At 38.5% G+C, this 19069-nt stretch carries 16 protein-coding genes; 7 read left to right on the top strand and 9 right to left on the bottom strand.

The genetic code is table 11. The features are described 5' to 3' along the window. Positions 1-4: 4 nt before the first annotated feature. From BLW74_RS17760 to BLW74_RS17745, 4 genes are all read right to left on the bottom strand, one after another. On the bottom strand, positions 5-1099 hold the full coding sequence (locus BLW74_RS17760) for a hypothetical protein (protein WP_089694570.1): 1095 nt from the start codon (positions 1097-1099) through the stop codon (positions 5-7). 708 nt (positions 1100-1807) lie between these two features. Continuing rightward, positions 1808-2578, bottom strand: a complete 771-nt coding sequence (locus BLW74_RS17755) for a hypothetical protein (RefSeq protein WP_139265765.1) — start codon at positions 2576-2578, stop codon at positions 1808-1810. 11 nt (positions 2579-2589) lie between these two features. Beyond that, positions 2590-3411, bottom strand: coding sequence for a hypothetical protein (locus tag BLW74_RS17750; protein WP_139265764.1), 822 nt, complete (start codon positions 3409-3411; stop codon positions 2590-2592). Between the two features lie 11 nt (positions 3412-3422). Beyond that, complete coding sequence (locus BLW74_RS17745; RefSeq protein WP_089694564.1) at positions 3423-4526, bottom strand: hypothetical protein; 1104 nt, start codon at positions 4524-4526, stop codon at positions 3423-3425. A gap of 511 nt (positions 4527-5037) precedes the next feature. On the opposite strand from BLW74_RS17745, the gene mqo reads away from it, so the two are divergent. The 3 genes from mqo to BLW74_RS17730 all read left to right on the top strand — a co-directional run bounded on the left by mqo (position 5038) and on the right by BLW74_RS17730 (position 7879). Beyond that, positions 5038-6543, top strand: a complete 1506-nt coding sequence (mqo, locus tag BLW74_RS17740; protein ID WP_089694562.1) for a malate dehydrogenase (quinone) — start codon at positions 5038-5040, stop codon at positions 6541-6543. A 66-nt stretch (positions 6544-6609) separates the two neighbouring features. Then, positions 6610-7011, top strand: a complete 402-nt coding sequence (locus tag BLW74_RS17735; protein WP_034693615.1) for a hypothetical protein — start codon at positions 6610-6612, stop codon at positions 7009-7011. A gap of 1 nt (position 7012) precedes the next feature. Beyond that, complete coding sequence (locus tag BLW74_RS17730) at positions 7013-7879, top strand: AadS family aminoglycoside 6-adenylyltransferase (protein WP_089694560.1); 867 nt, start codon at positions 7013-7015, stop codon at positions 7877-7879. Between the two features lie 2 nt (positions 7880-7881). On the opposite strand, the gene BLW74_RS17725 is transcribed toward BLW74_RS17730, so the two are convergent. Beyond that, positions 7882-9459 (bottom strand): GMC family oxidoreductase N-terminal domain-containing protein, encoded by a 1578-nt coding sequence (locus tag BLW74_RS17725; protein ID WP_089694558.1) that lies wholly within the window; start codon positions 9457-9459, stop codon positions 7882-7884. Between the two features lie 131 nt (positions 9460-9590). Between BLW74_RS17725 and BLW74_RS17720 the strand changes: the two genes are divergently transcribed. The 4 genes from BLW74_RS17720 (at position 9591) to BLW74_RS17705 (ending at position 14319) form a co-directional block, all read left to right on the top strand. Continuing rightward, complete coding sequence (locus BLW74_RS17720) at positions 9591-10208, top strand: DUF1684 domain-containing protein (RefSeq protein ID WP_089694556.1); 618 nt, start codon at positions 9591-9593, stop codon at positions 10206-10208. Positions 10209-10212: 4 nt separating this feature from the next. Then, positions 10213-10686 carry a GNAT family N-acetyltransferase gene (locus tag BLW74_RS17715; protein ID WP_228424953.1) on the top strand — a complete coding sequence of 158 codons (474 nt, stop codon included), beginning with the start codon at positions 10213-10215 and terminating at the stop codon, positions 10684-10686. A gap of 72 nt (positions 10687-10758) precedes the next feature. Continuing rightward, entirely contained in the window at positions 10759-11568 is an 810-nt protein-coding gene (locus BLW74_RS17710) for a glucose 1-dehydrogenase (protein WP_089694552.1), read from the top strand. Between the two features lie 99 nt (positions 11569-11667). After that, on the top strand, positions 11668-14319 hold the full coding sequence (locus tag BLW74_RS17705) for an MGH1-like glycoside hydrolase domain-containing protein (RefSeq protein WP_089694550.1): 2652 nt from the start codon (positions 11668-11670) through the stop codon (positions 14317-14319). 33 nt (positions 14320-14352) lie between these two features. On the opposite strand, the gene recO is transcribed toward BLW74_RS17705, so the two are convergent. Genes recO through BLW74_RS17685 form a run of 4 tightly spaced genes read right to left on the bottom strand, consistent with a single transcriptional unit; the run spans position 14353 to position 19004 of the window. Beyond that, a complete protein-coding gene (recO, locus tag BLW74_RS17700; RefSeq protein ID WP_089694548.1) occupies positions 14353-15039 on the bottom strand; it encodes a DNA repair protein RecO in 687 nt (228 codons plus the stop codon). Continuing rightward, positions 15039-17294: a type IX secretion system anionic LPS delivery protein PorZ gene (gene porZ, locus BLW74_RS17695; protein WP_089694546.1), complete on the bottom strand. Its 2256-nt coding sequence runs from the start codon at positions 17292-17294 to the stop codon at positions 15039-15041. Before porZ ends, recO begins: the two co-directional genes overlap by 1 nt. Position 17295: 1 nt before the next feature. Next, on the bottom strand, positions 17296-18246 hold the full coding sequence (locus BLW74_RS17690) for a bifunctional metallophosphatase/5'-nucleotidase (protein WP_089694544.1): 951 nt from the start codon (positions 18244-18246) through the stop codon (positions 17296-17298). After that, positions 18246-19004: a 5'-nucleotidase C-terminal domain-containing protein gene (locus BLW74_RS17685; protein WP_089694542.1), complete on the bottom strand. Its 759-nt coding sequence runs from the start codon at positions 19002-19004 to the stop codon at positions 18246-18248. The genes BLW74_RS17690 and BLW74_RS17685 overlap by 1 nt, the downstream gene beginning before the upstream one ends. Positions 19005-19069 lie beyond the last annotated feature (65 nt).

Here is a 19069-nt window from a genome sequence, read left to right as displayed (position 1 = left end):
GTTTTTAAAGCTTGGATATTTTAATATATGAACCTGCGGGAATAACATTTACAAGATCATTAAAAGTACTATACTGCATCCTGCCTAAATTGAGTCGTAGTGCTCCCATGATGTTAAGATCAGCGTTGGCAGGGACACTGTAGTAATAAGACCAGGAAACTAAATGATTGGTATTGACCTTCGAGATCACTGGCTGTTCTTTTCTCGCATTAATACCACCATATACAAACGAATCAATAGAATTGTAATAGGTGTCATTGTAGAAATCTATAAAATAACCCATCAGGTAATAAGGAGAGGAAGAGAGCGGAGTAGCTTGGGTTGAAGGATTTGCCGGAGGTGCATTTAAATTCAGATTGACCTCTACCAGATAGTTTCCCTGTGGCAGAATCAGGCAGTAACTTCCTGAAGTATTTTTGACCACTTTAAAACCATTAATATTCGATACTCCGGAAACGGAAGGCCTATTTACCATCAGAGGAGCGCTGGCTCCTGCTGCGTAATTGTCCAGAGCAGATAATGAACCGGTGAAATCCAGATAAGCAATTTTGGGTGTATCATCAGCATCAATGGTACTTTGCCAGGTACTGGACGTGCTGTTAAAAAAATACATACTTTTACTGGTACTCACGTTATTGTAAGCAAGAAGCCCGTCGGCAGGGGAAGCAACAGGAGTCGTTGTACTAGTAAGGTTGGGAATAGTAAGACTTGGGAAAAGCATCCCTTTGTTACCACCAGAGATCACTACTGTAGGGACAGTAGTATAGCCGCTTCCGCCATTATTAATTGTGATACTTGTAACCTGGCCATTAGAAATGGTGGCTGTAGCAATGGCTTTTGAACCTCCGCTGATAACAGCTCCTCCTGCATAAAAATTAACTGTTGGGGGGGTAGTATAGCCGCTTCCGCCATTTGTAACGGTAATACCGGTAATGGCACCTCCTGAAATAGTGGCTGTTGCAGTAGCAGGAGTTCCTTTAAAGCTTTCTATGTGCAGAATCGCACTGGGGTCAGGTGTGAATGTGTTAATTCCCACACTTCCGCTTTGGGCATAGGCCGAAACTGCGCAAAGTGCACCTAATAAATTAAGAAATTTCATCGAAAAGTGTTTTTAAAATTTTTTATTGTGGTAAATGTGTTAGGTATCTTCTTATGGGTTGTGTATTATTTGTTATGAATTAAATATTAGCTTTCAATAAAAATCACCTGATGATTATTTTAATTAACAGCTATACACAAATGTATTTTTATTTGTTAACTAAAGTGAATTATAGGCTATTACATAGATATGACATGATTTTTTATATCTGATTAACAGTGTTTTAGAATAATTGTCTCTTGATGTAATATAACTGATTATGCATTTTTTTAGTAAAAAATAATTGCAGGTCAGACTTGCCTTTTTATTTCTAAAAAGAAAATTTGCTATACAGATGATGGTTTTCTGCTTTAAAAATTACTGTTTTTGGTGGTGTTTTCCTGCTGTAATTTATACCCTGGTGATCAGTTAGAATGATAAAATTGACTGATATAAGCGTTTGATAAATAATAAATTATATTTATATATGTCATTCGGAGTAAAAATGTTTTCCACATTATTTGATTAAAATTGTGAACATATTGTGACCGAAAAACAATCAGTAAATCTCAATCTATTATTCTTGAGCTTGCTATTTTAGCATGAAATTTTTAACTGCAAAATATAAAAGAAGCAGCGCCTTAAAATAAAAAACAGAGCTTTATCCTTAAAGCTCTGTTTTAACATAAATAATATAGGATAAGCATCAGAAATGCTTAACGGTCTTTATTACTGCCCCATCTTGGTAATTACCAATGATAACGAGGATCTGACATTCAGATTATTGGCTGTATAACCATTACCCGGAGAATCAAATTCGAATTTCTGACGGATCGTAGTAGGAGCAGCCAGCGTTAAAAAGTAAGTTCCCTGAAAGAAAGTAAAAGAACTCGACAGGAGGCACGTTCTGTTCACTTCAGTAATTGTTGCACTGGTAGCAGAATTAATCAGATAAGACCTTGTGCAGGTGAAATTCTGACCAAGATACTGCGTATTCGTTCCGCTGACGAAGGCTCCGTTTCCTGAGTCTACGGAATAACGGATAATGTAACTGCCCGCAGGGAGTGTAATGGTAGAATTGTCTGCTGCCAGAGATGCACCTGTAATTTTATTGGAGGTCACAGAAAAACTGGCAAGTGTATTGTTGGTACTTCCGGCAGGAATTAAAACACCCGGACCTATCAGCAAAGACATGTTCTGAGGCTCACTTCCTGCAATAAGGGTACGCTGCCATTGATTTCTGACCCATACGTAATATCCTTTCGGAAATGTGGACGCCCCTCCGCTGTTATAAATAATAAGCCCGTCCGTAGGATTAGCTACAGGAGTGGAAGTGCTGTTAAGAACTACAAGATCATACTGTGGGAAAAGAACTCCTTTGTTCGACGAATTGATGTCCAGGACACTGCTTGCATTCGGCGTATTTGTATTGATACCAACTTGTGCTCGCGTACAAACGCCGAAAAGTATCATGCAGACAATATAAATATATGTTTTCATTGTGTTTTTAATTATTGGTTAAGGGCTGATCTTTGGATGTCAACTTTTGCATTGGTAATAATAATCTCTCCATTATTGGGAGTGGTTCCACCGGCTCCGTTCTGATAGGTTCCTCCGTTGTCGTGTGCAATGGCCGGCACTAAAAGAATAGGAGAAGCTGATGTGGTGACAAAAGAAAAACTCATATTCAGGGTGTGCGTCTTATTGCTGGCAATAGACTGGGCATTGATGCTGATAGTTTTACCATACTGAGTTCCGCTCACAGGATCTATAAGTTTTACAAGATACTGATGCAGATGAACCTGGGTGCCGCCAATTCCACCTGTTGTAGTTTCAAGAGCTGTTCTTACATTCAGACACAAGTTTACCAGATAGCCACTGTTTCCCGGAAGAGTAATTACCCCGGTAGATGTATTGTACAAAGCTCCGATATCATTCGATACAACAGTAAAAGCAGCATCATTGAAATTTTTATAGGTACCATTAGCCAAACCGCCTAATACAGCATAATCTGTAGTACGCTGAAGCATCATATAACTTACAAGATTATAAGTGTCTGATAACAGAGTCCACATATTGTTTTTCCAGATATAAACCCCGGGGCTTATAGAATTTCCTTTGTTGTACACTACAAGCCCTTCCGCAGGGTTATTTACGGGAGAGGTATTACTCAGTATGTCTACAATATCCACTCTCGGAAGAAGAACTCCCTTATTGGTTGTAGAGGCAACATCCAGAACAGCTGAACTGTTCACTGTGGATTTTCCAATAGCAACCTGTGCATATATGGTCTGTGCTATGATCAATAATAGCAGGATATAACTTTTTTTCATATTCATTGTTTTTAAAGCTGAGATATTTTAATATAAGATCCGTTGGCAATTACATTCACAAGATCATAGAATGTACTGTTTTGCATTCTTCCCAGACTCAATCTTAATGCGCCGATAATATTGGCATTGGCATTGGCAGGAACATTATAATAGAAAGACCATGTAGCCAGGTGGTTGGTATTTACTTTTGAAACAATAGGAACTTCCTTTCTGGAAACAGATACCGGAGTAAAAGTATTCGTTGAATTATTATAGGTATCTGGATAGAAATCTATAAAATATCCCATCAGGTAATAAGTACTTCCGGATAATGGAGCAGTACCGTTTACGCCCGCCGGATTTTCCTGGGGTGAATTTAAATTCAGGTTTACTTCCACCAGATAATTACCCTGCGGAAGAATAAGTGAATAGCCTGAAGAGGTGTTCGGAAGAACTTTGAATCCGCTGATGTTTGATACTCCGGAAATAGCAGGGTTATTCACCAAAAGTGGGGCGCTGGCACCTGCTACAGCATTATCCAGCCCAGAGTATGATCCGGTAAAATCAAGATAAGCGATCTTAGGGGTATTTTGTGCATCAATGGTACTCTGCCAGGAATTGGTTGTGCTATTGAAGACATGCAGCGCTTTGTTGTTGCTGTTCGTTCCTCCGTTAAATCCGATCAGTCCGTTGGCAGGGGAGGCAACGGGAGTAGTCGTGCTGTTCAGATTCGCAAGATTCAGGTTGGGGAACAGCATTCCTTTGTTACCCCCTGAAATGGCTACCGTAGGAGCAGAGGTATAACCGGTTCCTCCATTATTGATCGTAATGCCTGTAACGACACCTCCTGAAATGGTAGCGGTAGCACGGGCCTTTGAGCCTCCGTTTACAATGGGGCCTCCTCCGTAAAAATTGACCGTAGGAGCGGATGTGTAGCCGCTTCCTCCATTATTGATGGTGATCCCTGTAACGGCACCTCCTGAAATAGTTGCAGTAGCAGTAGCTGAAGTTCCCTGGAAATTCTCTATGTGCAGAATAGCACTTGCATCAGGTGTGGGCGTGTTGATTCCAACACTTCCACTTTGGGCAAATGTCGCGGTCGCAACAAGTGTGCCCAGAAAGGTAATAATTTTCATCTTTAGTATGTTTATGAAATAATTTTAATTAAATATTTGTATAATATGTATTAATTCAATTGAAAGGTACGCAAAAAAAATGATTATTTTATGGTTTACATATAGATTTATGTCGGTATGATTGACTATTTATCAATAAAAGGTGACTTTATTTGATTATTGTGTAACTATTTATCACTTATGTTTGAAAAAAAATAACAGTGTAAATGTTTATGATTACGGGATTTCCCGTTATGAACTTAAAGAAACTTAACTTTTTATGAAATTTTAACATGAAAAAACGAACCTATTATTTACCCTGTAGTGAATTAAAAAAATGAAAATTTAATATATTTTTAATGATGCGCGTTATATTATTAATCGTTTCAATGATGATTTATTGAAATTTTCCATAGCTTTTGGTTGCGAGATAAAGAAGTGTGCTGAAACCCAAAATAACATTGTTAAAATCCTTAAACGCGTTCCCGTTTCTAAAAACTTTTCACGAAATTTGAAGTAAAATTTTAAAATTATGTCACAATCGCTTACAAGCAGAACACCGAAACCTAAATACGACGTTGTACTGATAGGGGGCGGAATCATGAGCGCTACTTTAGCAACATTGCTTCATGAATTTGATCCGAATCTTGAAATCGCAATCTTCGAAAGACTCGGAAGGTTTGCCAAAGAAAGTACAGCAGCATGGAACAACGCCGGAACAGGACACTCCGCTTTTTGTGAGCTAAATTATACCCCTGAAAAGCCAGATGGATCTATTGATATCACCAAAGCAGAAAGCATTGCAGAACAGTTTGAAATTTCAAAACAATTCTGGTCTTATCTGATTACCAAAGGATATATTCGAGAGCCAAAAGAATTTATTAATTCCTGTGCACACATGAGTCTGGTATTCGGAGAAAAAGATGCTGAATATCTTAAAAAGCGTCACGATAAAATGGCAGAATCTGTTCTTTTCTCAGGAATGGAATTTTCTACAGATCATGAAAAACTGAAAGAGTGGATTCCTTTGGTGATGCGTAAAAGAAATCAGTCTGAAGTAATGGCAGCAACGAAAATGGATATGGGAACGGATGTCAACTTCGGGAGCCTGACAAGAAAAATGGGAAGACATCTTCTGGAAGATTCCAATGTTGAGGTTTTTTTATATCATGAAGTGAAAGATATCAGCCCTAGAGAAAACGGCACATGGGAAATGAAAGTAAAAGACAGAATCCACAGCCATAAGCAGGAAGTGGTGGCGGACTTTGTATTTATCGGGGCGGGTGGATATGCGCTTCCGTTACTGGACAGTTCAGATATTAAAGAAAGTGAAGGATATGGAGGTTTTCCGGTTTCCGGGCAATGGCTGGTGAGCCACAATCAGGAATTGGTAGAAAAACACCATGCTAAAGTTTATACCCAGGCTACGGTAGACGCTCCGCCCATGTCTGTTCCACACCTTGATCTTAGAATCATAGACGGGAAAAAAGCGCTTCTTTTTGGTCCTTTTGCAGGATTCTCCACCAAGTTCTTAAGAGAAGGAAGCTATCTTGACCTTCCGGAAAGTGTCAATACAAAAAACTTAAGATCGCTTTTCGGAGCATGGTGGCATAATATTCCGCTGACGAAATATCTTATCCAGCAGGTTGCTATGACGAAGTCTCAGAGAATGCAGCATTTGAGAGAATTTATCAAAGATGCTAAAGAAGAAGACTGGGAATTGAAAGTTGCAGGGCAAAGGGTGCAGATCATCAAAAAAGATGAAAAAGAAGGAGGTAAGCTGGAATTCGGTACTGAAGTGGTCGTAAACAAGACAGGAACAATTGCATCTCTGTTAGGAGCTTCGCCAGGGGCATCTACAGCGGTGTACGCCATGCTGAATGTACTCGAAAAATGTTTTCCGGAAAAACTACACGGAGAATGGAAAGAAAAATTACTTGAAATGGTTCCTTCCTATGGGCAAAAACTGGCTGACAACCCAGAGCTGACCAAGGAAGTAAGAAATTATACCAAAGAAAAATTAGAATTAGAATATTAACATCACCAATGAGCAGCAAGTAATAATCGCTATTACTTACTGCTCATTACTTATTACTCATAAAAGGTGGAAGAAGTAATTGTAAAACCAGTTATAGCAAAGGAAATCCTGGAATCTCTTCAGGCCAAAACAGAAGAGGAGAGGCAGGTTATTGTACACTGTTGTTTTCCGGCATCACCATTTTTAGGAAACCTGATCAGAATCTGGCATTCAACCTATCTTTTTGATAACCAGTCTGAGCACAGAAGTAAAATGATTCATGCGGAAAATATCTCAATTTCCCCCTACTGGACGCCGGTTCCCTTTATGAAAGACTTTTGGTTTACCCTTATATTTTCCGGGCTTCCAAAAGATTGTAAAAGTTTTGATCTGAAAGAGGTTATTCCTGAAGAAGGAGGCTTTTTTGTAGAATCAATCAAAAGGAACTCTTCTGATGTATATCGTGTGAAAATATCAGAATCATATTAAAATGAAAGCAAGGGAAGATAAACTGAAACAGATTGTTCAATGGGCTGAAAGTAACCCCGATATCCGTGCAGTTCTCCTGACCAGTTCTCTGGTAAACCCTTATGCTCCAGTGGATGATTTTAGCGATCTTGATGTAGAACTCGTTTTTGTTAACAGAACATCTTATGAATCAGGAAATGAATGGATCCGGCTTTTTGGTGATCCTATTTCCATGATTGAAGAAGATGAAAGTGTTTTTGATGGAAAACATGCGATGAAAATGGTGTTGTACAGAGATCATGTAAAGGTTGATTTTAAACTCTACCAGGTTCCGGATTTTATTGAAGAAATTAATGAAGAAGAACTTCCCGAAGATTGGGATGTAGGATATAAAGTATTAATAGATAAAGATAATCTGACCAGAAACCTCCAACCTCCAGCCTATCATTCTATTATGATTCAAAAGCCTGCTGAAAAAGAATTTCATCAGCTGTTGAATGACTTTTGGTGGGATACAACCTATGTGGCAAAATGCCTGAAACGGGGTGATATTTTTTACGCTAAATTCATGTCTGAAAATATTCTGCGTACAGACTACCTTGTTCCGTTGATCGAATGGTATATTGCCGGAAATAACGGCTGGGGTAAGATTACCACCAATAAACATGGGAGACTTTTCAAAAAATACCTGACTGCTGACCTTTGGTGTAAGGTAGAAAGCACATTCTCCGGAAGTGATATTGATGAAAACTGGAATGCCCTGTTTGCCTATGCAGATCTCGTCCATGAATTGGGGACTTCATTAGCACAAAAACTTCATTTTATCTATCCTGTAAAGCTGGAGCAGGATATCAGAACCTATCTGAAGGAAGTTCTTGCAATGCCTTAATTTCAGGCGAACTCATCCTTTCTGATCAGATTTTCAATACAGTATTCCGCAATGGCGGTAATGGTAACAAACGGGTTAACCCCAATGGTTCCGGGAATGAGTGATCCATCCAGAACATATAGATTTTCATGACCTTTTAGCTTTCCATATTCGTCCGTAGCCTCGCCAAGAACGCATCCTCCAAGCGGATGATAACAGATATCTGCCCCAAAACCATTGTTAAAAAGAAAATGACTTCTGGTTCCTCCATTAGCCTTATTCATTTTTCTGATAAAATACCGGGCATTTTCTCTCATCTTGACCGTATTACTCTCATCCCAATGTAAAGCCAGAGATTGGCTGTCTTTATGATAAGTAACTTCTCCTTTCTTATCAACCCTGTTGATCAGCAGATACAGCGCGGTAGCCACATCCATTCCCATGGGTAATGGAGCAATTTCAGTAAAAAACGGATGTTCGGGATCGTCCCAGTTGTCAATACCGCCAACAGGAATTGTAGATTGCTTAGCTCCGGTGCCCCCAGATAAAGGCTTAACCCAATTTCTTCCCGTCATAAAGTTTCCGTTGTTTCCCCAGTTTTTCCCAACATTTTCATGAACAGGAAAATTGCTCAAGGCACTGGATTTTAAAAGCAGCTGTAGGGTACCCATTGTTCCTGCGGAAAGAATTAATTTTTTACAGGTAAAAACCTTTTCAGCAACAAGACTTCCTGAAGTGTCAATCTGCTGTACATGTAACGTGTAGCTTTTGTCATCATTCAGTTCAATCGTCTGGACTTGATGAAGATCAAGAATTTCCAGATTTCCGGTTTCCACTGCTTTTTTGAGATAGGTTTTGTCTAAACTGTTTTTTCCGTGATTATTTCCATAAATCACTTCAGTATTAAGAGCAGAGCGTGGAACTTCATTCCGGAATTCTTTTTCCATGTAGGTAAAATCATACACGTTGGGAACTCTTATTGTTTTAAAACCAGCTTTGTGAGCTTCCTGTTCACCTACGCGCGTGAACTTATAATACGGACAGTCTTTCAGAAACAGTTCATCAATCACATTTACTTTAAGTTCTTCCCGTACCAGAGGAAAGTAATGGCTGTAAAACTTGTCCGCATCAAGATCAGGAAAAATTTCTTTGAAATAACTTTCTTTAGGGGTAACGGCCATCCCTCCATTCACCAGAGAACCTCCGCCAACTCCTCTTCCTAGCCAGATTTTAATATGATCAAAATCCAGCCGGTCCAGTGTTCCGGTAAAAGGAGTCAGAGAGAAAATATTCATAAAAGGAGCAATGCTTTTGTTCTTAAGCCATGCAGAACTTTTTCCGGGTTTCAGCAGGTTGGAAAACGGGATTTTTGCTTTTTCCCAGTTAAGACCCATCTCCAGCAGGACAACTTTTTTTCCGGCTTCACAAAGACGCAGCGCAGATACTGCACCTCCGTATCCACTGCCAATGATGATAATGGGAGCATCATGATATTGCTTTGTCTCATTTTTTCTTTCCGCAGCATACATGAATTCGGATTGAAGAAAATAAAAGCCTGAAATCGCCAATACACTGGTCTTGATGAAATTTTTTCTGTCCATGAGCTTTGTTTTTCAAAAAGTATGCTAAATTTTAAGGCCTATATTTTATTTATTACAGATTATATTTTTTTGTTACAATTTTAACTTTTGTTTTTCCGGAAATTCATAGTTTTACTTATAATTTGAAACTCATGAAAAACTATATCATAATATTTCTCCTGCTTCCGCTATGTTTTTTTTCTCAGAAAAAAATATCCAGGGAGGAAAAAGTGGTACAGAAATTTCAGAAAGAACTGAATGCTGAATATCTCAATCCAAAGGAAACACCATTAAGAGGAGATAATTTTACCAACTTTAAAGGACACCCTTTTTTCCCATTTGATGCAAAATACAGAGTTACCGCAAAATTTGTCAGATCAAAGGATACGCAGCCTTTTGAGCTGCCTACTTCCTCAGGAAAAACAAAAATGTATCAGGAATACGGAAAAGCAACCTTTACACTGGATGGGAAACCTTATACATTAACATTGTACCAAAGTCTTGATTTGATTAAACAGGAAAAATACAAAGACTATCTTTTTCTTCCCTTCCGTGATGCTACCAATGAAAAGGAAACCTATGGAGGAGGAAAATATATGGATCTTAAAATTCCGAAAGGAAATACTATTGTGCTTGATTTTAACCAGTCGTACCACCCATTCTGTGCTTATAACGCTTACGATTACAATTGCCCTGTTGTTCCGGAGGAAAATAAGCTTCCTGTGGAAATCCGTGCCGGGGTAATGTATGAAGATATCTATCACCACTAATAGTATGATACACTTAGAATTATTTAAAAAAGAAGATCTTTCCGGAGTAAGCTATGCTTTGGACGAAAACCAGATGAAGTTCACTGCAACGGCTCAGCAGGCTTTGAAAAATATCAGCGAACGTGATGATGAGAGTGCATTTCCGGTAACTATATTTGAAAATGATACACCGGCGGGGTTTTTTGTCCTTGACTTTGGAAAGGATAAATTCGAACTTACCGATAATGAAAATTCCGTTTTACTTCGTTCTCTATCTGTGAATCCTCAGCTGCAGGGTAAAGGAATTGGGAAATCCGCCATGCTTAAAGTGAGTGATTTTGTCAGGAACAACTTTAAAACCTGCGATGAGATTGTATTGGCAGTGAACCAAAAAAATGAATCTGCTTACCATATTTACCTTCAGGCAGGATATATGTATGATGGCAAAATCAGAATCGGAAGAAGTGGCCCTCAGTACCTGATGTACAAAAAACTTTAATAAACTTTAAGAGTTATAATTTTTTATCTGCTGATATCTTTCCATAAATTTGAGTAACATCAAATAAAAAATATGGAAATATCGCTTAAAAATCAGGTAGCAGTAGTCACAGGAGCTTCCAGCGGAATCGGTTCCGGAATTGCCAAATCATTAGCATCAGCAGGCGCAACAGTCATTGTTAATCATTCTTCAGAAAGATCAACGGAAGAAGCTAAAGCTGTCTTAAAAGAAATTACTGATGCCGGAGGAGCAGGAATGACCTATCAGTGTGATGTATCCAAGGAAGATCAGGTCATCAAAATGTTTCAGGATGTAGTTGCCGAGTATCAGACCGTAGATATCCTGATCAATAATGCAGGAATTCAGAAAGATGCAAAATTTACCGAAATGACTATTGATCAGTGGAATGCTGTTATAGGCGTGAATCTCACCGGCCAGTTTCTATGTGCCAGGGAAGCGGTTAAAGAATTTCTAAGACGCGGAATAGATCCTTCACGCTCTGTTGCCTGCGGTAAAATTATTCATATCAGTTCAGTACACGAAATTATCCCCTGGGCCGGGCATGCTAATTATGCTTCCAGTAAAGGAGCAATCAGAATGTTGATGCAGACTCTTGCGCAGGAATATGGAGCAAACAAAATCCGTGTGAATTCTATTTGTCCGGGAGCTATTCAGACTCCTATTAACCAGAATGCATGGAGTACACCAGAAGCACTCAATTCGCTTCTTACCCTTATTCCTTACAACAGAATCGGCCAGCCGCAGGATATCGGAAACTTAGCCGCATTTCTTGCCAGTGACCTTGCAGATTATATCACAGGAACCAGCATCTTCGTTGACGGCGGAATGACTACATTTGAAAGTTTCTCTACAGGTGGTTAGCATAATTCATAGTTTAAAACTTTTGAGATAATTCTCATAGTTTTACAAGCCACTCAATAGTACTCATTATTTATTGCTCATTACTTATAATTATCGTTTATGTCAGAAAAGCAGAGAATTTCAGATGTTTCATGGAAAAAGTGGGGACCTTATGTAAGTAACCGCGAATGGGGTCTTGTGCGTGAAGATTACAGTGAAAGCGGAGATGCCTGGAACTATACCAATCATGATAGCGCAGAAGCCAAAACATACCGTTGGGGTGAAGAAGGCATTTGCGGGATCTGTGATGATCTTCAGAAGCTGATATTTTCTGTAGGATTCTGGAATAAGAAAGATAAAATGGTTAAAGAGCGTTTCTTCGGACTGACCAACGGACAGGGTAACCATGGCGAAGATGTAAAAGAATATTTCTACTATCTGGATTCAACCCCTACGCATTCTTATATGAAAATGCTGTATAAATATCCTCAGAATGCTTTTCCCTACGAAGATCTTATCCAGACAAATGCTGCAAGGGGTAAGGATGAGGCGGAATATGAATTAATTGATACCGGAATTTTTGACAATAATGAATATTTTGACATCTTCATTGAATATGCCAAAGAAAGTCAGAATGATATTTTGGTAAGACTTACAGTTGTCAACAAATCTGAAAAAGAAGCACCGCTTTTAATATTGCCGACCCTCTGGTTCAGAAATACCTGGAACTGGGGATATGACGATTATAAACCACAGCTGCATGCTGAAGATGCAGACCATATCAATATCACTCATCAGGATATTGAAATTAAAAATGTGTACGCCAAGCAATCTTTAAAGACCTTGTTTTGTAACAATGAGACCAATAACGAAAGACTTTATAAGTCTTCCAATGAGTCCAAATACTGTAAAGACGGGATCAATAATTTTGTAACGACGGGAAATTCTCAGTCGGTGAATCCTCAGAATACAGGAACCAAAGCTTCTTTTTTTATTGACGAAGACTTTCAGGCGGGAGAATCGAAAACTTTTGAATTCAGATTGTCAGATAAAGATTTAAGAGAACCATTTAAAGATTTTGAAGCCCTTTTTGAACAAAGACACAAAGAAGCAGATGAGTTTTATGATGAAATTCAGCAAGGAATTTCCTCAGACGATGAAAAGCTGGTACAAAGACAGGCTTTTGCAGGAATGCTGTGGAATAAAATGTTCTATCATTACAATGTGGAAAAATGGCTGAAAGGAGATCCTTCCGAAGTGCCCCCGCCAAAATCCCGGGAAACAATCAGAAATTATGAATGGAAGCATCTTAATAATGAACATATTATTTCCATGCCGGATAAATGGGAATATCCGTGGTATGCAACCTGGGATCTGGCATTTCACACCATTAGTTTTTCCCTGATAGATCCGGATTTTGCAAAACATCAGTTAAAACTCTTTCTGTTTGAATGGTATATGCATCCCAACGGGCAGCTTCCCGCTTATGAATGGAATTTGAGTGACGTGAACCCTCCTGTACATGCCTGGGCTGTTTTCAGGGTGTTTAAAATTGATGAATATTTAAAAGATAAACCCGACCTTGAATTTTTGGAAAGTGCTTTCCAGAAACTGCTGATGAATTTTACCTGGTGGGTCAATAAGAAAGACCTTAACGGCAATAATATCTTTGAAGGCGGCTTTTTAGGGCTTGATAATATTGGTGTTTTTGACCGGAATTCTGTTTTACCGAATGGTGAGCAGCTGGAACAGTCAGATGGAACGAGCTGGATGGCCATGTTTGCCCTGAACATGATGAGAATTGCTCTGGAGCTGGCTCTTTACAATAAAGTATATGAAGAAATGGCGATGAAGTTTTTTGAACATTTCCTGTCGATTGCCCATTCACTGGATAATATGGGGGACGAAAATTTCAGCCTTTGGGATGAACAGGATGAATTTTTCTATGACGCCATAGCTTGCAATGACGGAACACACATGTATCTGAAATTAAGAACAATTGTAGGGCTGATCCCCATGTTTGCCGTTGAGGTGATTGATGATGAAATGATCGAAAATCTTCCCAATTTCAAGAAAAGAATGAAATGGGTGCTGGATAACAAACCTGAACTGGCTTCTCTGGTTTCAAGATGGGAAGTGAAAGGGCAGGATTCCAAACATCTTTTATCTCTTCTTCGGGGGCACCGCCTGAAAAGGCTCTTAAGCAGAATGCTGAATCCTGATGAGTTTTTGAGTGATTTTGGTGTAAGGGCTTTGTCAAAAGAGTATGAAAACAATCCCTATACGTTGACATTGAATGATACCAACTACAGTGTGAAATATACACCTGCGGAAAGCGACAGCGGGCTTTTCGGAGGAAACAGCAACTGGCGTGGTCCGGTGTGGTTTCCTATTAATTTCCTGATTATAGACAGCCTCCAGCGTTTTTTCTTCTATTACAGCCCCGATTTTTTGGTGGAATATCCTACAGGAAGCGGAAATTATTCAAACCTGGATCAGATTGCGGATGCTCTAAACAAAAGGCTTGCAAAAATTTTTCTGAAAGATGAAAATGGAAAAAGACCGGTTCACGGGCAGTATGAAAGATTTCAGAATGATCCGGATTTTAAAGATTATATTCTTTTCTATGAATATTTTCACGGAGATAACGGCCGTGGAGTAGGAGCTTCCCACCAGACAGGATGGACAGGGCTTATTGCTAAAATCCTTCAGCCTAGATTTCCCAAAAAAGAAATGGCAGAATCTGAAACTGAAATGCCTGAGAAAGCTTAGAAAACAAACGATAAATAAAAAAGGAAGTGCAGTTTATTCAAAAATCTGCTGGATAATTTCCAGGGATGGAGGAGTTTTGAAATCCGTAATATGATAATGGTAGTATACCAAAAGGCTGTCCAGAAAATCTTTTCTTAAGGAGGTATGAATTTTTATGTTATAAAAATCTTCCGCACCAAGAGCTTCTTTCCAAAGCATAGATATTTCTTCATTAAAAAGCTGATGGCTTATTCCGGATGAAAAAGTTCCGGTTTCGGGATCTAAAAAATTTCCTTCACCCAGCAATGGAGCAACACCCTGAATTTTTAAAATAGCCAGTAAAAACAAAAGGTGAGCCTGATAATTCTTTTTTGTAAGCTCACTGATGAAGTGACTGATACCGGAATAAATCGGAATATTTTTATTTTCATATCTGAGAATATGGCTCAGGAAATCTGAGACAAAGAAGATAACAGTATTAACCTTTATATCTGTATAAATGTCATTATTCTTTACCAGTTCAAATTTTGAAACAGTTGCAATACCATTACCCCGTAATGGATTTACCGAAAAATTAAGCTGGCTCAAAGGTTGCAGCAGGGCTTTCTTTTTATTCTTTTTAGCATAAATTCCTTTCAGAAAATAGCTTTGAAAACCCTCTTCTTCTGTAAAACAATGCAGCACAGCATCATTTTCTCCATATTTGATGAATGAAAGTAAAAAACCGTTTTGTGAATTCATTAATTGACTACTCCTATTTTCGCTGTAGCTTTGTCAGATCCATCCTCATTTGTCATCAGAACAAAATAAATACCTGATGCTACTCTTGTTCCTTTCTGATTATTGAGATCCCATTCGTAATAGCCTCCTCTTGCTACTGCAGAATGTACCACATTTCCTGCAGCATCTACAATTCTTATATTGGTTTTTTCTGCAAGCCCTTTAATGGTTACCTTTCCTTTGAAGTTAGAATAAACAACAGGGTTAGGATATACCACAACATCGCCAAAATTGGATGTTACATCTGCTACATCTCCCTGATAAGTTACGATACCATTATAGGTAACAAAATATACTTTACCTGTTTTCTTATCAATCTTTATATCTGTGACGCTGTTGGTAGGAAGAGGTGAGTTTTCTTTGGTAAAATGTTTGATCGTTTTCTGGCCGTCAGAAGAAAGGTAATAGACACCACCGCCATCTATGGATATCCATTTGTAGTCTCCGGCGTCTACAGCAATCTGAAGAATAGCAGATTCTCTGAAAAGTTCTTCACCCAGACCGTTTTGCTCTATGACTATTGGTTCTACTTTAGGATCTGAATTCTTTATTTCTGTTGCAGCATTAGGCATTATTCTTAAGCCTCCATCTGTTCCTATCCATGCATCTCCGGACTTATCAAATGCTACAGATAAAATTCCTCCTGAACCGTTGAATCCATTAGAGGTGCCAAGGATATAATCTGCGTCATCAGAAAGGTTAAGTGCACTTTTGTAATCATACACCCAGAAGTTATTGGATCTTGGCAGCGGAGTCCACAGCATGTTTTCATAGAAAACTGTTTTTTGTATACCGTCACTGGCAAGAATGAGTTTCTTAATGATAAAATCATCAGCGGCTTTATCGTAAATTCCAATGGAAGGGTTCCCGTCATTGAATCCAAAAGAAACAAAAAGATTGTTTTGATTATCAGTAGCAAAACCTACAGGACGTCTGTAAAATGGATTGGCACCAAGATTATAATATTTTACCAGCTCAAAATCTTTGCTTGATGCATTATATTTCATTCTGTAAACCCCATTTTCAAACATGGTATAATTGGTAAAGAGTACCTCATTACTGTTATATGGGCTTAAAATAGCATCCAGTACGTTAACGCTGTTTATCTTCTTGTTAACAAAAAACGAAGGGTAAATCCACTCTGTACCATTGAAATAATAAAAGCCAGGCTTTTTTAGATTATTAGCCGGAAAGTTATAATTATCCAGTCGGGCGCCGGTGGAAACCAGCATTTGATTATTATCAAATAAATTGATATTATATGCGTAATTAAAGTACGGACCTGAAGGTTTATAGGTAACATTCCCTTCATCTTTTATTCCTGATAAAACGGTTCCTCCCAGAATTTTTCCGCCTGCTGTCAGGGCCGTATTACACTCTTCACCAAGACTTACTGCATTTTGAGAGACTCCGTTTGTTCCGTAGGTATACACTCTGTTGTCTGTTACTATAACATTATTAGAGGTCATAACAACATCACGGATGTTTTCAAAAGTGGTTGGCAATTGTACAGGACTACCATTGTTGTATACATAGGCAGCGGTAGCACTGGAAAAGGCAAGCTCAGATTCGGAATCTATATGTTTAAATGCACCGGGAATTTCGGTTGTCCATGTGGAATAGACCGGGAAAGTGGTATTCATCTGATGGCTCTTTAAGCCTGTATCAGTAACAGAATATACTTTATTTCCAAATATCGTAGCTTCATTACTTGCCTGATATACACCACCGGTAATGAAGAATGCGGAATCTCCGAATTCTTTATTGTTCAGATTAAAAATAGAAAGCCCGTATCCAACAGAAACTACTGCCTGATCTCCTGTTATAGAAATGTGGTTGATCTTTTTATCTCCATTATAGCCCGCAGCAATGGGGATGTCAACAATGTATTTGATTTCTTTTGGGGTGACAACGTCCATAGATCCGTCCTGATAACCAATAAGCCCAATTTTAGTCTGCGGATTATAATCGAAAGCTGTAATTCCGATATTGTGCAGACCATTGGCTTTGGACAACTTCGTAATTTCTCCTGTGGCTATTGTATAATAGAATATGCCGTTTTCTGTGGCTGCAATAATTTTCCCGTTGTCTTCTTTCATAGCGAAAACATTGTTGTAGGAAAACATATCTGCCCATTTTTTTGATGAAATGACCTGAGCTTTTGTAAGCTGCAAAGAGGCTAAAATACCAAGAGAAATTAGAGAGAGTTTTTTCATATTATGCGGTTATGCTGCTGTCTATTGCCTGATTATTCCAGGAAATATGCTGTACGTTTTTGTTGATATCAAAATAAAAATCTATTCTTCCCAAAAGAAGTCCTGCCCATCCCACCTGATTGACAAGTACATTTTTGCCCTGCCTGTTGGTATAGGTTTGAGGTTCCGGTAAGAATGTATGAGTATGGCCACCTAAGATAATGTCAATATTTTCTGTATTGGCCGCTAAAATTTTATCGCTTATTTTATTCGGTTCATCTCTATAGTCGTAGCCGATGTGTGAAAGACAAATCACAAGATCACATTTCTGATCTTTTTTCAGGAAATCAGAATAATGCTGCGCTACGTCAACAGGATTGGAATAAACGGTTTCTCCATACTGCTTTTTGCCTACCAGGCCGTCCAGCTGAATTCCCACTCCGAAAATGCCTACTTTGATTCCATTCTTATTAAAGATCTGGTACGGAGAAGTTTTCCCGTCAAGAACCGTATTTTTAAAATCATAATTGGAGCAGATAAAAGGAAACTTCGCATTGGGAAGTACTTTTAAAAACCCGTCCAGCCCATTGTCGAAATCATGATTGCCCATTGTGGAGGCATCGTATTTCATCATGGACATTAATTTGAACTCCAGTTCTCCCCCAAAGAAATTAAAGTAAGGGGTACCCTGAAAAATATCTCCTGAATCAAGAAGAAGCACATTGCTTTCCTGGCTTCTGATTTGCTGAATTAAGCTGGCTCTTCGTGCAAAGCCTCCCTGATTAGGATTCTTGGTATAGCCTGCATCAAAGGGTTCTATTCTGCTGTGCTGATCATTGGTATGAAGAATAGTCAGTTTATTTGCGGATTTTAAGTTAAGAATTTTTAATTCTTCCGCCATCATCATATTGGGAGCTAAAGCCATTGCTAAAGATCCGCAGCCTATTGCTTTTAAAAAACTTTTTCTATCCATTATTTCTTCCCGATAAAATTTAAACGAACATCAGAATTTGCTGTTACCTCAGGTGTTTTATTAAAATAATCAATAAACAGATCTCTCATTTTAATCCCCGTTGGAATAGATTCCCCTTTTGCAAAGAATTTCATATTGTCACCGCCCAGTGCAAGATAGTCTGAAGTGGCAATATAATAATCTCTCGCGGGATCTACTTCCTTTCCGTTGATTAACGATTTTATAATCTGCCCGTTCTTTGTTTCAATGTATAAATGAGAAACAGGATTGTTGACCTGCGTTTTTGCATAATACTCAAAAAGCCCCTGAAGATCTGCCCCTTTCATTTTCACAATCACAACTTCATTCTCAAAAGGCATTACTTCAAATACATTTTTCAATGCAATATCTCCTTTTCCGATTGTCGTTCGGATTCCTCCGATATTGATCAGTGCAGCATCTGCGTTTTGCTGGCGGTGAATTCTAAGCCATTCATTACCTCCTTCAAATGTATAGTCGGCTAAAAGATTTCCCAGATTGCTGTTGTCGCCCTGCTTGGTAAGATCCACACGGGTGTGCGAGATCTTCTGGTTCATTTCTTTGTCCAGTTTTTGCTTATAAGGCTCAATAAACTTTACAAACTCCTCATCATTTTTTAGCTCATTATTAATAGAAATATTTTTCTGGGTCTTTACAGTCATAAGCTGCGGCGCAGAAGCCGTTTTGCATGCTGTAAGGGACGCCAGGGCAATTCCTAATAACAAGAATTTATTTTTCATAATCTTTTAGTATATGCAAATATAACTATATGTATAATAAAACATTATTATTTATTATAAATTCT

The organism is Chryseobacterium culicis, from assembly GCF_900108365.1.
In the GTDB taxonomy this organism is placed as follows: domain Bacteria; phylum Bacteroidota; class Bacteroidia; order Flavobacteriales; family Weeksellaceae; genus Chryseobacterium; species Chryseobacterium culicis.
The sequence above is the reverse complement of the archived record's forward strand: the minus strand, read 5'-3'. Positions and strand labels throughout refer to the sequence as shown.